This window comes from Isoptericola halotolerans, from assembly GCF_045689585.1.
In the GTDB taxonomy this organism is placed as follows: domain Bacteria; phylum Actinomycetota; class Actinomycetes; order Actinomycetales; family Cellulomonadaceae; genus Isoptericola; species Isoptericola halotolerans_B.
In genome coordinates this window covers 1,818,531-1,837,199 of the sequence record NZ_CP140108.1, presented here as the reverse complement: position 1 = coordinate 1,837,199, position 18,669 = coordinate 1,818,531, and the positions used below count along the sequence as shown (strand labels likewise).

Here is an 18,669-nt window from a genome sequence, read left to right as displayed (position 1 = left end):
AGGCGCAGATCGGCCCGGGTGTACGGTCCAATGTCATGGCCGTCGACCAGACCAATCTGGCGTGGGAGACCCTGCTCGACCTCGAGGCCGGCGCCGGTCCCCGCGTGGTTCGCCTCGAGCGCGCATTGCGCGACGCCGTCGGTTCCGGTCGGGTCCCGGCGGGCGCTGCGCTGCCCGCCAGCCGTCGTCTCGCCGACGCGCTCGGCGTCTCGCGGTGGGTCGTCACCGAGGCGTACGGCCAGCTCGTCGCCGAGGGTGTGCTCGAGGCACGCGTCGGCGCGGGGACCCGCGTGGCCCGCACGGCGGCACCGGGCTCACACCACGACTCCTCGTCCGCCCCCCGCGACGTGGCGCCCCCGGCACCCGGCGCGGTCCCGCCGTTGCCCCCGCGGCCCAGGTTCGACCTGCGCCCCGGGGTCCCCGACCTGCGGCACGTCCCCCGCGACGCCTGGCTGCGCGCCGCCCGGGACGCCGTGGCCAGCGCGAGCAGCGCCGACCTGTCGGCCCCGCCCGCCGCCGGGCACCCCGCCGCGCGGACCGCCGTGGCGGCCTACCTGCGGCGCGCACGGACTGTCGACGCCCCGGACACGGCCGTCGTCGTCACGCGCGGGGCCACCGACGCGATGGGCCGCGTCGCCGCCGCCCTGCGGTCCGCCGGGCACACGCACCTCCTGGTCGAGGACCCGTCCTGGCCGGTGCTGCGCGACGTCGCGCACCGGGCAGGCCTGGAACCCGTGCCCGTGCCGGTCGACGCCCACGGGGTCGACGTGGAGGCGCTCGCGGGTGCCGCCGCCCGCACCGGCGCCCGAGCGGCGCTGCTCACCCCCGCCCACCAGTTCCCCACCGGGGTGGCCCTGTCCGGCGGCCGCCGCGAGGCCGTGCTCGACTGGGCGCGGTCGGTGGACGGGCTGGTCGTCGAGGACGACTACGACGCCGAGTTCCGCTACGACCGGCGCCCCGTGGCCGCACTGCAGCGCCTGGACCCGGAGCGGGTGGTGCTGCTCGGGTCCGTGAGCAAGACGATGTCACCGGCGTTCGGGATCGGCTGGATGGTGGTGCCCGCGCGGTGGCGGCCCGCCCTCGCCGAGGTGGGAGGCCCCCTGCCGGGGCCCTCGGCGATCGACCAGCTCGCCCTCACCAGCTTCCTCCACGACGGCGGCTACGACCGGCACCTGCGCGCCGCGCGCAGCCGGTACCGGCGCCGGCACGATGCGCTGGCGACCGCCGTCGGGCATCTGCTGCCCGCCGCGCGCCTGCACGGCATGGCCGCCGGCCTGCACGCCCTGCTGGAGCTGCCCGACGACGGCACGGAGCGGGATCCGGACGCCGCGGAGGTGGTCCGCACCGCCGCGGCCCACGACGTCGGGCTGGTGGACCTGCGCCGGTACCAGGCCCGTCCCGCGGCACGGTCCCGGACGCTGGTGCTCGGCTACGGCAACCTCGTCGACGCCCGGCTCGACGAGGCGGTGTCCCGGTTGGCGGAGTGCGTCTGAGCTCACCATCGCCCGTGGTGCACGACGTCGCCCGTCGCCTTGCGCTGCCGGCGTGCCGGCGACCCCTTCGCACCCCCGGCCACCGGGTGCCCGACGGCGACCACACCGGTGGGTGCCCACTCCGCCGGCACCCCGAACGCGTCCCGGAAGGCCCCGAGACGGCCGGCGTCGATCCCGAAGAAGCAGGCGCCGAGCCCCTCGTCCACGCACGTCTGCAGCACGAGCAGGGAGGCCATGCCGGCGTCGACGTGCCAGTACGGCACGGGCCAGCGGGCCTCGTCCCGGTCGGTCCACCCCTTGTCCGGCTCCGCGTACCGGCCCACGTACGCGTCCCGGGACGTCAGGACCACGATCAGCACCGGGGCGGTCCGCATCCCGGCGAGCCAGGCCGACATGTCGCGGGCGGAGTCCGGCGGCGTCGCCGCCGCCCAGAACCGCTCCCGCTCGGCGTCCGTGGTCAGCACCAGGAACGACCAGCCCTGCGTGAACCCGGCGCTCGGGGCGCGCACGGCGTGGTCGAGCAGCCGGTCCACCAGCTCGGGGGCGACCGGCTCGCCGCCGAAGCGGCGGACCATGCGCCGCCGTCGGACCACGTCACGGAACTCCATGCGAACGATGCCTCCCCGAGCTGTCAGAACCACGCACCGGTATACCTGCACCTCATTCTGACAACTCCACGAGGCTGCGAGCTGTCAGACCCACGTCGCGGTGGACCCGGGCCACGTCCTGACAGGTCGCGGGAGCTCAGAGGCGCTCGGCCAGGACCTCCACCAGCGCCTTGCCCTCGACACCCTCGAGCTGGACGGCCTGGGTGCGGCAGGAGAACCCGTCGGCGATGAACTCCTCGCCCTCGCCCTGCTCCCGCAACGCCGGGAGCAGGGCGTTCTCCGCGACGGCGACCGACACGTCGTAGTGGCCCTTCTGCATGCCGAAGTTGCCGGCCAGCCCGCAGCAGCCTGCCAGCTCGGTCACGGTCGCCCCGGCGTCGGCCAGCAGCGACCGGTCGGCCGCGAAGCCCATCACGGAGTGCTGGTGGCAGTGCGGCTGCACGACGGCGGTGACGTCGCTGAGGTCCGGCACCTCCCAGCCGGAGTCCTCGGCGGGTGCCGTCGCCGGGTCGGTCAGCAGCTCCGCGAGGGTCTTGGTGGCGCCCGCCACCGCAGTGGCGCGCGGGTCGTCCGGGAACAGGTCGAGCAGGTCGGAGCGCAGCACGGCCGTGCAGGACGGCTCCAGTCCCAGGATCGGGATGCCGTTCACCGCGTACGGCCCGAGCACGGCCAGCAGGTCGCTCAACCGGCGCCGGGCACCGTCGAGCTGGCCGGTGGAGATCCACGTGAGCCCGCAGCAGGCCTGCTTGTCGGGGACGACGACGTCGTAGCCGGCCGCGTCGAGAACCTTCACCGCGGCCTGGGGCACCGACGGCGAGAGCGAGTCGCTGAACGAGTCGGTCCACAGCACGACCTTCGGCCGGGTCGCCGGGGCCGGCCTGCCCGGCAGCTCGCGGTGCGCCAGGCCGGGCACACCGTGCGTCGCGTACCCGCGGCGCCACCAGGTGCGGAACGGCAGCTCGGCGAATCGGGGCATCTCCCGCCGGGTGTCCATGCCGCCGCCCCACAGGACGGCCCGGCGGACCCAGTCGACGGACAGCAGCCTGTTGATCGCCCGGGGGGCCAGGCCCGCCAGGCGCGCCCAGCGCGGCAGCCAGCCCAGCGCGTAGTGGTCCACGGGCCGCAGCCGCCCCTTGTACGTCCGGTGCAGCACCTCGGACTTGTACTGGGCCATGTCGACGCCGGCCGGGCAGTCGGACGAGCACGCCTTGCAGCTCAGGCACAGGTCGAGGGACTCACGCACCTCGGGCGCCGTGAGACCACCCACCAGCGAGCCGTTGACCGCCTCCTGCAGCACGCGCGCCCGGCCCCGCGTCACGTCCTTCTCGTCCTTCGTCGCCAGGTAGCTCGGGCACATGAACCCGCCGGCGGCCGTGTTGTCGGCGCGGCACTTGCCGACCCCCACGCAGCGGTGCACCGCCGTCGTCAGGTCGTGGTGGTCGTGGGGGAACGCAAAACCCGCATAGCCCGCGTGCCGCGCAACGCCCCGCAGGGTCCCGGAGCCCAGCAGCCCACGTTCCCCGATCGGTGCGGTCGACGGCACGGCCTGCGCCGCGGGCCGGCGCAGGTCGGCGTCCACGGCGGCGGGCCGCACGACGACGCCCGGGTTGAGCACGTCGTCCGGGTCGAAGAGCGCCTTGACCTGCTCCAGCAGCGCGATCGCCTCGGGCGAGTACATGACGGGCAGCAGCTCGGAGCGGGCGCGGCCGTCGCCGTGCTCGCCGGACAGCGACCCGCCGTACTTCGCGACGAGCTCGGCCGCCTCGATCATGAACGTGCGCAGCACCGAGCCGGACGCCTCCAGCGGGATGTCGATCCGCAGGTGCATGCAGCCGTCGCCGAAGTGCCCGTACGGCAGTCCGTCGACGCCGTAGCGCGCCATGAGCGCGTCCAGGTCGCGCAGGTAGTCGCCGAGCTTCTCGGGCGGGACCGCCGAGTCCTCCCAGCCGGGCCACGCCTGCTCGCCCGCCGGGGTGCGTCCCGCGAGCCCCGCGCCGTCGGCCCGGATCCGCCACATCTTCGTCGCGTCGGGACCCGCCGGGTAGATCGCCGCACCGGTCGCGGACGAGGCGCCGACGATCATCTCGGCGATCTCGCGCGCCTCGCCCGGCGACGTGCCGCCGACCTCGATCATCAGCCAGCCCGCACCGTCCGGGAGGTCCGGCACCGAGTCCACCCCGTGGGCGCGGCGCACCACGTCGACCAGGCGGGCGTCGAGCCCCTCGATCGCGAGCGGGTCGTGCCGCAGCAGCACGGGGACGTCGTCGGCCGCGGCGGGCATGTCCGGGTAGCCGAGCACCACCAGCGTGGGCGCCTGCGGCGTCGGCACCAGCTCCAGGGTGGCGCCGAGCACGGTGACGAGCGTGCCCTCCGTCCCGACGAGCATCTTGGCGAGGTCCGAGCCGTTCTCCGGCAGCAGGTGCTCCAGCGAGTACCCGGACACCTGGCGGCCGAACCGCCCGAACTCGGTACGGATGAGCGCGAGGTTCTCGCGCACGAGCTCCGCGAGGCCCGGAACGGCCGCGAACGTCGGGTCGCCCCGGCCGGCGGTGAAGCGGCGCCCGCGCCCGTCCACCACGTCGAGCGACACCACGTTGTCCGCCGTGCGGCCGTACGCCACGGCGTGCGGACCGCACGCGTTGTTGCCGATCATGCCGCCGAGCGTCGCCCGGTTCTGCGTCGAGGGGTCGGGGCCGAACCGCAGCGCGTGCGGCGCCGCCTCGCGCTGCAGCGCCGACATGATCACGCCCGGCTCGACGACGGCGGTGCGCGACTCCGGGTCGACGTCGTGGATGGTGGTCAGGTGCTGCGCGAGGTCCAGCACGACCCCCGGCCCCACCGAGTTCCCGGCGACCGACGTCCCGGCCCCCCGGGCCGTCACCGGCACCCCGAGCTCGCGCAGCACCTCCAGCGCGGCCACGACGTCGTCCGTCGACGTGGGGAAGGCTACGACGTCGGGCACGACCCGGTAGTTCGAGGCGTCCGTGGAGTACTCGGCCCGACGGCGCGTGGTCGTGTCGACCGTGCCGGCCATCACCGTCCGCAGCGCGGTGGCCACCGCCTCCCGCGCCTCGGCGGCCGCCTGCTGCGCCTCGCGCTCGGCCTCCCGCTGCGCGGCGAGCGCCGCCGCCCGCTCGTCCGCCGCGGAGGGCGCGCCGTCCGCTGACGAGTGGTGGCCGGAGGGTGTGGTCGTCGACTGGGCAGACACGGAGCGATTGTGCCACCGCTCGCCACGGGGCCGCGGCAACGACCACCCCGACGCGCGAGTCACCGCCGCCGTGCCCGCGCGTCCTGCCCTCACCACCGATAGCGTCGGGACATGCGCGTCGTCGTCGTGGGAGCCACCGGGAACGTCGGGATGTCCGTGCTGCGTGCGCTCGCCGCGGAACCGGTGGTGACGTCGGTCGTCGGGGTCGCCCGCCGGGTGCCCCGCACCGACGGCAGCAGCACCGTGACCCCGCCGTTCGACACGGCCGAGTGGGTGCGGGCCGACCTCGCGGCCGAGGGCGCCGTCGCCCAGCAGCTCGACCGGGCGGTGGCCGGGGCCGACGTCGTCATCCACCTGGTCTGGGCGATCCAGCCGGCCCGCGAGCCCGACGTGCTGCACCACGTCAACGTCGACGGCACCCGCGCGGTGGTCGACGCCGTCCTCCGCCACCGGGTGCCGCACCTGCTGTTCATGTCAGCCTCCGGGGTGTACTCCCCCGGACCGGCCGACGGGCATGCCGTCGACGAGGACTGGCCCACCCGCGGTGTTCCCGGCTCGTCCTACGCCCTCGACAAGGCCGAGGTCGAGCAGCTCCTCGACGAGGTCGAGGCCCGCGAGCCCTGGCTGACCGTGACACGGTTGCGGCCCGCGATCATGCTGCAGCGGGAGGCGGGCGCCGAGATCGGCCGCTACTTCCTCGGACCGGTCGGTCGCCTGGGGCTCAAGGTGGCGGCCGGACCGGTCGGCCAGGTCGCGAGCGGTCTGCTCCGCGGCTGGCAGGCCGACGAGCCTCCCGCGCCCGCCGAGCCCCCGATGTTCCCGCTGGTGCCGTTCCCGGCCGGCGTCCGCCTGCAGGTGCTGCACCCGGACGACACCGCGAGCGCCGTCCGGGCCGCCGTCGTCGGCCGCCACCGCGGGGCGTTCAACCTCGCGCCGGACGGGGCGCTGACCGGTCAGGACCTCGCGGACCTGCTCGCCGACGGCCGGGTCCTCGATCTGCCCGTCGGTCTCCTGCGACGCGGGCTGGACCTGGCGTCGCGGGCACGGCTCGTCCCGATCGACGCCGGCTGGCTCGACATGGCCGCCGCGAACATCGTCATGGACGCCGCCCGCGCCCGGGACGTGCTGCGGTGGCAGCCGACCCGGACGCAGGACGAGGTGCTGCTCGACGTGCTCGGCGGGGTGCTCGACGGTACGCACGCCGACACCCCGCCGCTCAGCAAGTAGCCCGTCCGCTGTGGGTATGAGATCGACGACTCTCCACCATCGAGAACTGTAGATCTCATACCCACAGCTGGGGCCAGCTCGCTCCGGGTCAGCCCTCGTACGTGCTGGTCGGGCCGACCCCTGCACTCGCCAGCTCGCTCCGGGTCAGCCCTCGTACGTGCTGGTCGGGCCGACCCCTGCACTCGCCAGCTCGCTCCGGGTCAGCCCTCGTAGCTGACGTCGAGGGTGATGTCCTCGACGGCGCCCAGCGCCTTCGAGACCGGGCAGCCGGCCTTCGCGGCCTCGGCGGCCTTGCGGAAGCCCGCCTCGTCGGTGCCCGCGGCGTAGCCGCGCACGCTGAGCGCGATCTTCGAGATCTTCAGCCCGCCGGCGGGGTCGGGGCTCAGCGTGACGTCGGCGGAGACCTCCACCTGCTCGGGCGTGGCGCCGGCGTTGCCGAGCTCGCCCGAGAACGCCATCGCGAAGCAAGAGGTGTGCGCCGCGGCGATCAGCTCCTCGGGGCTCGTGACGCCTTCGGCGGAGTCGGCCGTGCGGCGCGGGAACGAGACCTCGAACGTGCCGGCGCCCGAGCTGGTCAGCTCCGTCTGGCCGGTCCCCTCCTGCAGGGTGCCGTTCCAGGCGGTGCGGGCGGTACGAGTAGACATGGAAGCTCCTTCGCGGGGTACGGCAGGGACGTCCCGACCGTACCTCGCCCTCACGACGAGGTCGTGTCCAGACCCTCCTCCGCCACGGCGAGCACCGACCAGGTGTTCCCCGCGGCGTCGCTCAGCTCGTAGGCGGGCAGCAGCAGCACCGACCCGCTCGCGTCGTGGTGCCGGGTGAGGCCCAGCCGCGCCTCCGTGATCGTCACCTCGGACACCGGCCACGGCAGGGCGTCGCCCGACGCCGGTGGTGCGGGCGGAGGGGTCGGCTCGCTCCCGTCCTCCTCGGCCCACCTCTCCTCCAGCATCGCCTCCGACTCGGCCGCGTAGGCGACCGGCCACGAGGACCCGCCGAACCGCGGGTCACCGAGCCGCTCGACCGCGTCGGCAGGGCTCACCACCGGGTAGTCGCCGAGCGGGACCGTCTGAGCGAGGAACCCGTCGAGCCACGCGATGCCCTCGTCGCCGACGGTCGCGCTCCAGGTCGTCCCCGTCTCCTGGCCGTCGACCTCCTGCTGGGCGCTCACCCACACCGCGCCCTCGCCGCCGTCGTCGGGCGCCTCGAACGCGAACCCGTCCGGGTCGACGTCGAGTCGCTCCATGAGGGCTCGCACCTCGTCGATCGCGTCCTGCGGGGAGAGCTGCGGGTCGCCCGGCGCATCGCAGGGCGCCGGCTCGATCATGTCCTGCCCGTCGCCCGTGTCCTCACGCTCCATCGTCTCGACCGGCTCGTCCGCGCAGCGCCACGGGTCGGCCGCCGGGTCGTTGAAGCTGAAGGTCCCGGTGCCGTCCGCGGAGAGCCAGACGCTCGGCCCGTCGCCGTCGCGCGGACCCACGTTCCACGCCCCCCACTCCCAGCGGGTCTCACCGGACACCCCGAGCGTCTCGGCCAGCCGCGCGGCCGCCTCCTGGGTACCGACGTCGCGGGCGTCGTAGGCGTACGCCGTCGCGGTGCCCGCCTCGGCGGAGAGCCCGCTCGCGCTGAACACGGACCGGCCCTCGTACCAGCCCGGCAGCGCGACGTCCGCCGTCGCCGCGTCGTCGCCCGACTCCGTACGTGCCAGCGCCTCGCCGTCGGCTGCCCCCGCCGCGTCCTGTGCACCCTCCGCGCCACCGCGGACGTCGCCCAGGGTGATCGGCGGCAGCGCGTCATCGGCGGCCTCGCCGCCCGCCGTCGTCGTGCCGGCCCCCGAGCTGCCGAGCGCGTACCCGCCGCCCCCGATCGCCAGGGCACCGACCACAGCGGCGGCGACCAGCCACGTCGCCCGGGGGCGCGCCCGGCGGGAGGACAGGTCGTCGTCCGGCCGGGAACCGGCGCGGAGCGGGTCCGTCTCCGCGGTGCCGTCCGTGGCCGACGACGTGGCCGACGACGCCTCGTCGGCGTGCGTGTCGGTCTTGGCCCGGAGCACCTCCGGACGCGAGGCGGTGCCGGCCGCGGGATCGGCGGCGACGAGCCGCTCGTAGGCCTCGTCCTCGGTGTTCATCACGGCCTCCTCGGGGCGCTCCTGGTCTGGCACCCTTCCTGTGTCGTCACCGGCCGCGACCTTGCGTGCCGTCCAGCTCCTGCGCGTCCCGCCCGACGCCGTCGCCACCGGCCGCCGGACGATCGGGAGGTGCCTCGTCGGTGGCGGCCTCGTCGGTGGCGGCCTCGTCGGTGGCGGCCCACGCGTCACGCAGCCTCACCCTCGCCCGGCTCAGCGCCGCGTCGGCCCCGCCGCGGGAGACGCCCAGGACCTCGGCGAGGTCCTCCCCGCCGAGCCCGTCCCACGCCACCAGGAGCAGGATCCGCCGGTCCCGTGCCGAGAGCCGGGCCAGCGCCTCACGGACCCGGTCGTCGACCACGGCGAGCGCGGCGGGGTCGACGTCGTCCGGCTCGTCGGGGACGACGGCGACGGGCAGGGCGCGGTGCTTGCGCCGATGGTTGGCCAGCACGTACCCCGCCGTGCGGTAGAGCCAGGGCAGCTCCGCGCCGTGCGGGACGTCCACGCGTCGCCGCCAGGCGGTGGCGAGCACCTCGGCGGCGAGGTCCTCGGCGTCGTCCCGGGACCCGTCCCCGCCGGGGAGCCGTCGCAGGAAGTACCGGTGGACGGCGCCCGCGTGCGCGGCGAAGAGCGTGTCGAACCAGGCGTCGTCGTGCTCGGTCGCCTCGTCGGGGGTCACAGGGCCTCCTGCGGTCGGTGGTCGGCCCGGCACCGTGCTGACCACCTGCTGGCCATCGGGGCGTCGGACGTGCCGGTCAACTGCACTGTGTCGCGGCGGGCCCCACCCTTGCACCCTCGTCGCCCCTCGTCACGAGCGGTTTCACCCCGCCCGGGCCCACCCCGCGGGCAGCCGACGACGTAGCCTGCGGACATGACCGTCGAGACCCGCGGTACGGCCGGTCCGTCGGCAGCACGTCCTCGCCGCCACGTCCTGCGCTGGGTGCTGCTGTGCATGCTGGTGCTCGTCGTCGCCACCGCCGTCGCCGCCGTCGTCATGGTCCGTGAGGCCCTGGTCGCCCGCGACGCGCTGGAGGAGGCCGCCGACCAGATCCCCACCGTCGAGCAGGCCCTGCGCGACGGTCTCCTCGACGGGTCCGTCGGCTCCCTGACGGGCTCCCCGGAGCTGGCCGTCCTGCAGGAGCAGACGGCGACCGCACGCGACGCCACCGACGGGGTGCTGTGGACCCTCGCGGCGTACCTGCCGGTGATCGGGCCGTCGGTCGACGCAGTGCAGTCGGTGGCCGCGGCGCTCGACGACGTCGCCGCCGACGTCCTGCCCGCGCTGGCGTCGACCGCGGACGCCGGGGCGGCGATCAGCCGGACCGACGGGGGCGGTGTCGGCCTCTCGTCGCTGACGGCGGTGGCGGCACCGGTGGCCGACGCCCGCGAGACCCTCGACGCCGCGCGGGCCGACCTCGACGACATCGACCCGAGCCGCGTCCGTCCCGAGCTCGTCGACCCCCTGGTGACGCTCGAGTCCCGCCTGGACACCCTGGCCGGACTGACCGCGACGGCCGAGCGTGCGACGTCGCTCCTGCCACCGATGCTGGGCGCGGACGGGCCCCGCCAGTACCTCCTGCTCGGTGTGAACAACGCCGAGCTGCGCGCCGCCGGCGGGATCGTCGGCGCGCTGACGCTGCTGTCCGTCGAGGACGGCCGGGTCACGGTCGAGGAGCAGGCCTCGACCGGCGACGTCGGGCCGTTCGACGAGCCCGTGGTCCCCCTCGACCCCGAGGTCGAGGCGGCGTACTCCGAGCGCCTGGGACGGTTCGTGCAGGACGTGACGGCCACCCCGGAGTTCCCCACGACCGGCGAGATCGCCGCCGAGATGTGGTCCCGCGACCAGGGCGACGACGTCGACGGCGTGGTGGCCACCGACCCGGTCGCGCTGTCGTTCCTCCTCGAGGTCACCGGCCCGGTCGAGGTCCCGCTGCCCCCGGAGGTCGCTGCCGCCGTCGGACGAGACACCCTCGAGGTGGGCTCCGAGAACGTGGTGGACCTGCTCCTGCGTCGCGTGTACGACACGCTGCGGCCGGAGGAGGCCGACGCCCTGTTCGCGGCGGTCGCCGCAGCGGTCTTCGACTCGCTCATGGCCGGCGACCTGGAGCCCGGCGCCATCCTGCCCGCCTTCGAGCGGGCGGCCCAGCAGCACCGGTTCCTGGTGTGGTCGCCGCAGCCGGCCGAGCAGGAGCTGCTGACCGGCACCCTGATCGCCGGGACGTTCGGTGCCGACCGGGCGGCGGACGCGGTCGGCGTGTTCCTCGACGACACACGGGCGGGGAAGATGACCGCCTACCTGGACGTGGAGGTCGCGGCGACGTCGTCCGTCTGCACGGGCGACGTCCGCCACGACACGGTGGAGGTGACGCTGACGAGCACGCTCGACCGGGCCGCCGCCCGCGACCTCCCCTTCTACGTCGCCGGTCCGGAGGACGCCCGGCGCCGCGTAGACATCCAGGTCAACCTGTCGGCGGCGGGCGTGCGGGACGGGCCCGCCCCCACGCTGACCCAGGACGGCGACGCCGTCGGCGGCTCGACGTACTCCGTGGGCGGGCGGGAGAACACCGCTGTGCCCGTGACGCTCCGCCCTGGACGTACGACGACGTTCGAGATCACCGTGCCGTCGTCGGCCGCGGCGGCGCACGGTGCGGGTGCCGGGGCCCCCGGCACGCTGGAGGTGTGGTCCACGCCGACCGCGAGCACGTCCGGCCTGCACGTCTTCGACGTGCCGTTCTGCGGGTGAAATCGGCCGTCCGCCCGCTTTCACCCGTGCCCGCTCTCCCCGCCGCGACGCGCCGTGGCTAGCGTGAATGGAGCAACGAGAGGGCAGGCCACCGCCTGCGGACGGCGACCACCAAAGGGGACGGACCCATGACTTCGGGACCACGCGCGCGGCGACGCGCACTGACGGCGGTCGGGCTGAGCGCCGCCGTCGTGCTCGGCGGCGCGTCGCTCGCGGTCGCCGACACGGAGGACGCCCCGGGCGCGGAGCCCAGCCCGAGCGCGTCGGGGTACGTGGAGGAGCCCGAGGAGGGGCTCGAGCTCGACATCCTCGAGCCGATCTGCGACGGCGACGTGCCATACCTCCGCTACGACGCCGTGGTCACCGGCGTCGAACCTCCGCCCGAGACCGCGACGATCACGTTCGTGAACCCGTCGGGCGACGACTACGTCCTCGCGGACCAGCCCCTGTCGGGCCGCGTGCTGTGGCCCGGCGCCGAGGTCGACGGCGCGGGCGAGCCGGTGGACTGGCCGGGTTGGAGCCTCGTGGACGGCGAGTGGGTCGTCGGCGACCAGTGGGACTGGGTGCGCCCCTCGGTCGAGATCCTGGTCGAGGTGAACCCGACGGTCAGCAGGACCGTCGGATACCCGCCGTCCTCGCCCGACTGCGACGCGAACCCGCCGGGCTCGGAGGAACCGTCGATCGAGGTCGACACCCTCACCCCCGTGTGCGTCGAGGGCGTGACCTACCTGGACTACGGGGTCACCGTGGACGGTGTCCCGGAGTCCGAGGTGACGCTCACGTGGCACAACGCCGACGGCGACGACTTCGTCCACAGCGACCAGCCGCTGCGCGGCCGCGTGCTGTGGCCCGGCGCCTACCCGGAGCGGTTCGTCGAGCTGTCGCCCGACGACGGCTGGGAGCTCGTGAACAACATGTGGCAGAACACACGTGACTTCGGCTGGGCCGTGGGCACCGTGGACGTCACCTTCTCCGTCAACCCGGAGGTGACCGTGCCGGTCACCTTCCCGACGGACACGGACGGCTGTGTCGACCAGGACGCCCCGCCGCCCGGCAGCGGCGCGGAACCGCCGCCGTCCACCACCGGCGCTGCGCCGCCCACGTTCCTGCCGAACACGGGCGCCGAGGTGCTGGGCCTGCTCGCGGCGGCCGCCGGGCTCCTCGTCGTGGGTGCCGGGATCGTCCTCGTGGTGCGCCGTCGCCACCGGTCCGCGGACGCCGACTGAGACGTCGCGCCCGGAGCAGCCGGAAGGCCCGGCCCCTCGACCTGTCGTCGAGGGGCCGGGCCTTCCGCGTGGGGTCAGCAGGCGCCGAGGTCCCTCCACACGCCCCACTCACCCGTGGTGCCGGGCTCCTCGCCCGTCGTCCACCACTGGGCCCGCCACTCGTTGCCGCCCCAGGAGACGACGTCGCCCCCGGTGTAGACGTCGGCGGCGACCCAGGGCGTGCTCGCGCAGCCGGGGTCCGGGTCCGGGGTCGGGTCGGGGTCCGGCGTCGGGTCCGGCGTGGGGTCGGGGTCCGGCGTCGGGTCCGGGTCCGGCGTACCGGGGTCGACCGGGCCGGCCGGGCCGGCCGGGCCGGTGAACAGCCCGCCCGCGACGGCGTCGAGCAGCTCGGCGTCGTCGTCACCGGACAGGTCCCACCACATGGCTCCGCCGAGACCCTCGTCCCGGATGTAGGCGGACTTCTGCGCCACGGTCTGCGGCGTGTCCAGCGACCACCACTGGTCGCCGTCGTAGCGCCAGGCGGCGCCCAACGCGGCGTCGTAGTGCTCGGTACCGACGTTCTTCAGCACGTCGTAGTCCTCGATGCCGGCCTCCCACGTGCCCGGCGCGGCACCGGTCGCCGGCCCCCACGCGTCGGCCGAGGTGGCACCCTGCCAGCCACGGCCGTACATGGCCATGCCGACGCCGAGCTGTGCGGGGTCCACGCCGGCCGAGACGTACTCCCGGACGGCCTTGTCCACCGAGAACTGGCGGCTCGGCTCACGGGTGTCCGCCGGGTCGTCGTAGAGGTTGATCTGGTGACCCGTCAGGTCCGCGTCCCAGGCGCCGTGCAGGTCGTAGCCCTGGACGTTGCCGAAGTCGAGCGAGTCGAAGATCCGCGGGTCGTTCCAGCCTCCGGCGGCGATGTCGTCCGGGTTGGCCGGCAGGAACGCGCTGAGCAGGTAGTCCTCGCCCGTCTGTGCCCCGTAGGCGTCGAGCTGCTCACGGAACTCGGCGAGCAGCAGGCGGAAGTTCTCGGCGTCGTTCTCCTCGTCGACGTGGTTGCCCTCGAGCCCGCTGTGCGTGCCAGGCCACTCCCAGTCGATGTCGATCCCGTCGAACACCCCGGCCGCGGCGCCCGGGCCGCCGCGCCCGTCGATGACGGGCAGGTCGCCCTTGAGGTACAGGTCGATGCACGACGAGACGAACTTCTCCCGCGACTGCTGGGTCGCCGCGGCGAGCGAGAAGTTCTTCGACCAGGTCCAGCCACCGATCGACAGCATGACCTTGAGGTCCGGGTGCAGCTCCTTGAGCTGCTTGAGCTGGTTGAACGAGCCGGCCAGCGGCTGGTCCCAGGCGTCGGCGACGCCGGCCACCGAGTTCGCCGCCGTGTAGCCCATCCCGTAGTCCGCCCAGGCGTCGCCCGCGCCGTCGGACCCGTTCGGCCCGGTGCCCTGCGCCTTGTTGGCCACGAAGCACTCGAGGCTCTCGTGGTGGATGTTGCCGAAGGAGTAGTTGATGTGGGTGAGGCGCTCGGCGGCGCCCGACGTCACCAGGTCCTTGACCTGGAAGTCGCGCCCGTAGACGCCCCACTGCGTGAAGTAGCCGACGTTGCGGAAGCCGTTGATCGCGCTGTCGCCCGACGACGTCGGTGCTGCGGACGCGCTGGTCGCGGCGACGGCGCCCAGGGCACCGACGAGCGCGACGGCCGCCCCGGCGAGGGCCGCCGTGAGGCGGCGTCCTCCTCGTGCTGTTCTGGACATGGTCCTTCCTCTCTCGAGGGCCCGACCGTCCTGTCGGGCCGTGGTGTGGTCCGGTGCGTCAGCAGCCGGCCCCGCACGGCGCGTCGACGACGGTCACGCCGCGCGGGTGGTCGTAGGTGGTCGCGTGGTCGACGCCGTCGATCGTGACGACGACGTTCGAGAACTGCGCGACGGGCAGTGCCCACTTCAGCTGGTTGGTGATCGAGCCGCCGGCGGGGATGCCGCCGGCCGGCACGGTGAACGTCGCGGTGTGGAAGCTCGCCCCCAGCCCGCCCACGTTCGGGCCGCTGCGTCCCGGCGTCGTCGTCGTGCCGTACCCGGACCAGTCGCTCATCTCGCCGGTGTCGGTGGTGCCGTACTGGAAGGTGACCGTGGCGCCCGCGGGGACGTCGGTCGCACCGCGGTTGTGGAAGAGGACCTTGGGGGCGATGGGGTAGTTGTTGTCCCCGAGAGCGAACTCCGTGTACTCCAGGTCCACGTCCAGGGCCTCGTCGGGCATCGGCGCCTCCGCCTTGGTCGCGCCGTACGGGGTGGTGGTGGACAGCTTGCTGTGCATGAGGTCGACGAGGTCGCTGCCCATGGCGTACTGGCCGGCCGCCTCGTCGTACGAGTAGTCCCCCGCCAGCTCCCAGATCATGAGTCCACCGAGGCCGGTGTCGGCGACGTAGTCGGCCTTGGCGCCGATCGCGTCGACCGAGTCTCCGGACAGGAACGTGCGGGTCTCCGCGTTCCACCACCACTCGTTCATGGTGACCTCGTCGAAGTGGTGGGTGTAGTCGCCCTCGATGGTGGTCGGGACGCCGTACGCCTCGGCGTAGTCGCCCACGACGCCCTGCTCGAGGTTCAGCGCGTGCCAGATCGGGTTGACGCCCGCCGGGACGGCGTTGCCCTGCGGGTCGGTGTCGAACCAGAGGTTGTCGATGCCCTCCGCCCCGTAGCCGCACCTGCCGTTGGTGCCCGCCGGGCAGTCGAACCCGGACGGCGCCGGCGCTCGTCCGCCCATGCCGTGCGTCCCGCCCGTCACGTCCTGGAAGCCGCGGGTGTAGAACGGCACGCCCAGGTTGATGCGCCCGGCCTGCATGGCGCCGCGGAAGTAGTGGGCGGCCCAGTCGCCGTTGAGGTACCCGATCCCGTCGTAGGCGGTGTAGACACCGCCGGCCGCGAGCTCGGGGTCCTGACCGTCGTCGAAGAGCGCGGCGTTGCCGCCGACGTACTCGTTCCAGGCACCGTGCAGGTCGTAGGTCATCATGTTGACGTAGTCGACGTACTCGGTGATCTGGTGGACCTCCATGCCGCGCAGCAGCCAGCCCGACGACGGCGTGGCGGTGGTGAGGACGTAGTACTCGCCGTCCTCGGCACCGGCCCGGTCGAGGTGCTCGCGCAGGGTCTTCATGAGGGCGACGTACCCGTCGAACAGCTCGCCGCGGCGGGCGTTGGAGATCTCGAAGTCGTCCGGGTTGCCGGCGTCGGCGTTGGACGTCGGGTACTCGTAGTCGATGTCGATGCCGTCGAACCCGTACTCGCGGACGAAGTCGACGACGGAGGCCGCGAACGTGTCCATCCGGTCCTGCGACTCGGTGAGGGTGTAGAAGCCGCCCGACGCGACCCGGTTGCCGTCACCGTCGAAGTAGCCGCCCGTCTCGGCCCAGCCGCCGACGGCGGGGATCACCTTCACGCCGGGGTTCTCGGCGCGGTAGCGCGACAGCAGGTTGAAGTGGCCGGTGTAGTCCAGGGACGGGTCCATCTCGGCGCCCGGGACCTCGGGCCACGTCATGTCGGTGGCGGCGTTGCCGGGCACCTGCGCGTTCACCGAGACCTTGTCGTCCGGACCCACGTGCGCGAAGGCGTAGTTGATGTGGCTCAGCGAGCCCCAGGGGATGTCGTTCGCGAGGTAGGCGGGCTGGCCGTTCTTGCCGGTGCGCCAGCTCGTGAAGTAGCCGATCACGCGGCGGTCGAGCCCGTTCGGCAGGATCTCGCGGCCGTCGGTGTCGTAGACGTCGCAGTACGGGGTGTCGACGCCGTCGGTCGGGGCCATGCCGTCGGGACGGCAGACCTCGTCCGGGTTGTCCGACGGCGGGCCGGTCGGGTCGGGGTCGGGCGTCGGATCGGGGTCGGGCGTCGGATCGGGGTCGGGCTCGCCGCAGGCGCCTTGCGACGTCCACGGACCCCATGCCGCCGCTCCGGGCTCGTCGCCCTGCGTCCACCACGAGGCCGTGTAGTTCTCCCCGTCGTACGACGCGAGGTCTCCCTGGGTGTAGACGGCGGTGGCTGCCCAGGCGGGTGCGCACTCGGCGGCAGCCGTGGCGGTCGTGCTGGCCGCGGCCGTCAACCCGGCGGTGCCCAGGAGTAGCGCGGTGGCCGCGGCGCCGAGTCGGCGCCTGCCGGTGGACAAGGCTGCTCGCATCGAAGAGTCTCCCTGCTTCGTCGGTCGATGCCGCGTTGCATCGTCCACCAAATGTAAGGAGTCTTCTCATTCCGTGCATGAGGGATACCCACACGATCGTGGCAGCGTCTACGCGTTTTCCCTTACCGATGCCGGCCGACGTCCAGCAGTGCCCCGATCGACGCTCGGGAACACTGGCTCCGCTCATCCGTACCTGCCGGCCCGGTCGACGGCGGTCGGACCAGACCGTGCCGGCGCCAGCGCCAGCACGACCAGCTCCGAGCGGGACCGCACGTCGAGCTTGCGGAACACGCGGCTCAGGTGCACCTCCACCGTCCGCACCGAGACGCACAGCGCCGCCGCGACCTCCCGGTTCGTCATCCCGGACGTGACGAGCCGGGCCACCTCCGCCTCACGCTCGGTGAGCGCCGCGGACCAGCCGGCCGACGGCGTCGGGTCGCCGTCCGACGCCCCGGACGACTGCCCGGGCCGGTCGCGGGCCGTCACCGCGGCGAGCAGCGAGCCGCAGGTCCGCACGGCGGCTCCGCCACGGGCGGCCCGCCCCGACCTCGCGACGGCCGACGCGGCCGACGGGCCGGCGGGCTCGCGCGGGCCGGCGGCCTCCAGCGCCGCCGTCGTGCGCGTCGTCCGCGCGCCGAGCTCGTCGAGACGGCGGGCCACCACCGCCGCGAGCCCGCCCGCGACGTGCGTCACCGGCAGCCGGGCCGCGGCGTCGTCGAGGACGGCGGCGGCCGCCTCGGCCTCGGTCCCGTGCAGCAGGAGCAGGGCCTGGGTCACGCGGACGTGCGCCTCGGCCAGCGGCGAGAGCGCACCGGCCGACCTCGGCCACGGCCCGGGCCGCGACCGGGCCGGCGTGGCCGCGAGGACCGCGCGCGCGAGCAGGCTCTCGGCACCGGCCCCGTCGACGTCGAGCAGGCTCAGGCACCCCACGACGGCAGACATCGCGGCGCGGTCCGCGCGGGTCGCCGGGAGGTGGACCAGGGGTTCGACCAGCCGTGCGAGGCGGGCGCCCGGGCCGGTGGCGCGCACGACGGCCTGCTCGGCACCCTCGACCGCGCTCCCCGCCCGCAGCGTCCAGACGGCCGCGGCGCAGTGCTCGGCGGCCCGGGCGACCGTCGGCACGTCGCTGCCCGCCGCCCGGCGCAACCAGTCGTCGGCGTCAGCGAGATGGCCGCTCCAGAGGGCGGCGCGCCCGGCCGCGAGGAAGGCTCGCGCCCGGCGCGCGCCGGTGGCGTGGCTCGCGGCCTCACGGGCGACCTGGTGAGCCGCCTCCATGTCGCCGCGTGCGGTGAGGGCGGCCGCGAGCTCGACCAGCCCGTCGGCGAGGAGCTCGTCGCCGACGACGGTGCCCAGCGCCGTGTGCCAGAGGGCGACCTCGGGCTCCCCGAGGTCCCGGGCCGACCGAGCCAGTGCGGAGTGGGCCGCCGTGCGTGCGCCCAGGTCCGCGTCGTCGTGCACCACGCACCGCAGCCGGGCGTCCGTCACCCGGGCACGGCCGGCCACGACCTCGACACCGGCAGCCGCCGACCCGACGACCAGGGCCTCGGCTGCCGGCCCGACCGCCTGCAGCAGCACGTCGGCCCGGTCGGTGACCGCCACGGCGGCGCACAGCAGCGCCCACCGGTCGTCGTCACCCAGGGGTGCTGGGTCCAGGCCCGCACGGGTGGCCGGGACGGCCGGCAACGGGTCCGGCAGGAGGGCGAGGCCGGCCAGGTGCTCGGGACGCAGGACGGCGGCCACCTGCGCCAGCGCGGGAGGGTCGCCGCCGAGGGTCCGCGACAGGCGCACGGCGACGTGCGGCGCCACGGGCCCTCGACCGGTGTCGAGCAGGGCGAGCGCGGCGGCCGGTCGGTACGACGTCATCGTCAACCTCCGGGACGACCTGCGCCGCTCAGC

12 protein-coding genes are annotated in these 18,669 nt (G+C 74.6%); 4 read left to right on the top strand and 8 right to left on the bottom strand.

What is annotated here, in order from left to right:
• Positions 1 to 35: 35 nt before the first annotated feature.
• On the top strand, positions 36 to 1,493 hold the full coding sequence (locus UQW22_RS08590; RefSeq protein ID WP_407320501.1) for a PLP-dependent aminotransferase family protein: 1,458 nt from the start codon (positions 36 to 38) through the stop codon (positions 1,491 to 1,493).
• A gap of 2 nt (positions 1,494 to 1,495) precedes the next feature.
• Here UQW22_RS08590 and UQW22_RS08585 read toward each other — a convergent pair whose 3' ends face one another.
• Together UQW22_RS08585 and UQW22_RS08580 are read right to left on the bottom strand one after the other, a co-directional pair.
• Positions 1,496 to 2,101: a nitroreductase family protein gene (locus UQW22_RS08585; protein ID WP_407320500.1), complete on the bottom strand. Its 606-nt coding sequence runs from the start codon at positions 2,099 to 2,101 to the stop codon at positions 1,496 to 1,498.
• A gap of 136 nt (positions 2,102 to 2,237) precedes the next feature.
• Entirely contained in the window at positions 2,238 to 5,135 is a 2,898-nt protein-coding gene (locus UQW22_RS08580; protein WP_407320755.1) for an FAD-binding and (Fe-S)-binding domain-containing protein, read from the bottom strand.
• A gap of 285 nt (positions 5,136 to 5,420) precedes the next feature.
• On the opposite strand from UQW22_RS08580, the gene UQW22_RS08575 reads away from it, so the two are divergent.
• The gene (locus tag UQW22_RS08575) at positions 5,421 to 6,536 is read left to right on the top strand and encodes an NAD-dependent epimerase/dehydratase family protein (RefSeq protein WP_407320499.1); all 1,116 of its coding nucleotides are present in this window, start codon (positions 5,421 to 5,423) and stop codon (positions 6,534 to 6,536) included.
• A 200-nt stretch (positions 6,537 to 6,736) separates the two neighbouring features.
• Here the strand turns inward: UQW22_RS08575 and UQW22_RS08570 are convergent, their stop codons facing one another.
• The 3 genes from UQW22_RS08570 to UQW22_RS08560 are packed head-to-tail and all read right to left on the bottom strand — an operon-like array spanning position 6,737 to position 9,337.
• Positions 6,737 to 7,180: an OsmC family peroxiredoxin gene (locus UQW22_RS08570; RefSeq protein WP_407320498.1), complete on the bottom strand. Its 444-nt coding sequence runs from the start codon at positions 7,178 to 7,180 to the stop codon at positions 6,737 to 6,739.
• Positions 7,181 to 7,230: 50 nt separating this feature from the next.
• Positions 7,231 to 8,661, bottom strand: a complete 1,431-nt coding sequence (locus tag UQW22_RS08565; protein ID WP_407320496.1) for a hypothetical protein — start codon at positions 8,659 to 8,661, stop codon at positions 7,231 to 7,233.
• Positions 8,662 to 8,707: 46 nt separating this feature from the next.
• Positions 8,708 to 9,337 carry an RNA polymerase sigma factor gene (locus UQW22_RS08560; RefSeq protein WP_407320494.1) on the bottom strand — a complete coding sequence of 210 codons (630 nt, stop codon included), beginning with the start codon at positions 9,335 to 9,337 and terminating at the stop codon, positions 8,708 to 8,710.
• 192 nt (positions 9,338 to 9,529) lie between these two features.
• Between UQW22_RS08560 and UQW22_RS08555 the strand changes: the two genes are divergently transcribed.
• Together UQW22_RS08555 and UQW22_RS08550 are read left to right on the top strand one after the other, a co-directional pair.
• Entirely contained in the window at positions 9,530 to 11,401 is a 1,872-nt protein-coding gene (locus tag UQW22_RS08555) for a DUF4012 domain-containing protein (RefSeq protein WP_407320493.1), read from the top strand.
• A 128-nt stretch (positions 11,402 to 11,529) separates the two neighbouring features.
• Positions 11,530 to 12,627 (top strand): LPXTG cell wall anchor domain-containing protein, encoded by a 1,098-nt coding sequence (locus tag UQW22_RS08550; protein WP_407320492.1) that lies wholly within the window; start codon positions 11,530 to 11,532, stop codon positions 12,625 to 12,627.
• 74 nt (positions 12,628 to 12,701) lie between these two features.
• Here the strand turns inward: UQW22_RS08550 and UQW22_RS08545 are convergent, their stop codons facing one another.
• The 3 genes from UQW22_RS08545 to UQW22_RS08535 form a co-directional block, all read right to left on the bottom strand.
• Complete coding sequence (locus tag UQW22_RS08545; RefSeq protein WP_407320491.1) at positions 12,702 to 14,369, bottom strand: glycosyl hydrolase family 18 protein; 1,668 nt, start codon at positions 14,367 to 14,369, stop codon at positions 12,702 to 12,704.
• Between the two features lie 58 nt (positions 14,370 to 14,427).
• Positions 14,428 to 16,773: a glycosyl hydrolase family 18 protein gene (locus UQW22_RS08540; RefSeq protein ID WP_407320490.1), complete on the bottom strand. Its 2,346-nt coding sequence runs from the start codon at positions 16,771 to 16,773 to the stop codon at positions 14,428 to 14,430.
• 183 nt (positions 16,774 to 16,956) lie between these two features.
• Entirely contained in the window at positions 16,957 to 18,636 is a 1,680-nt protein-coding gene (locus UQW22_RS08535) for a LuxR C-terminal-related transcriptional regulator (RefSeq protein ID WP_407320488.1), read from the bottom strand.
• Positions 18,637 to 18,669 lie beyond the last annotated feature (33 nt).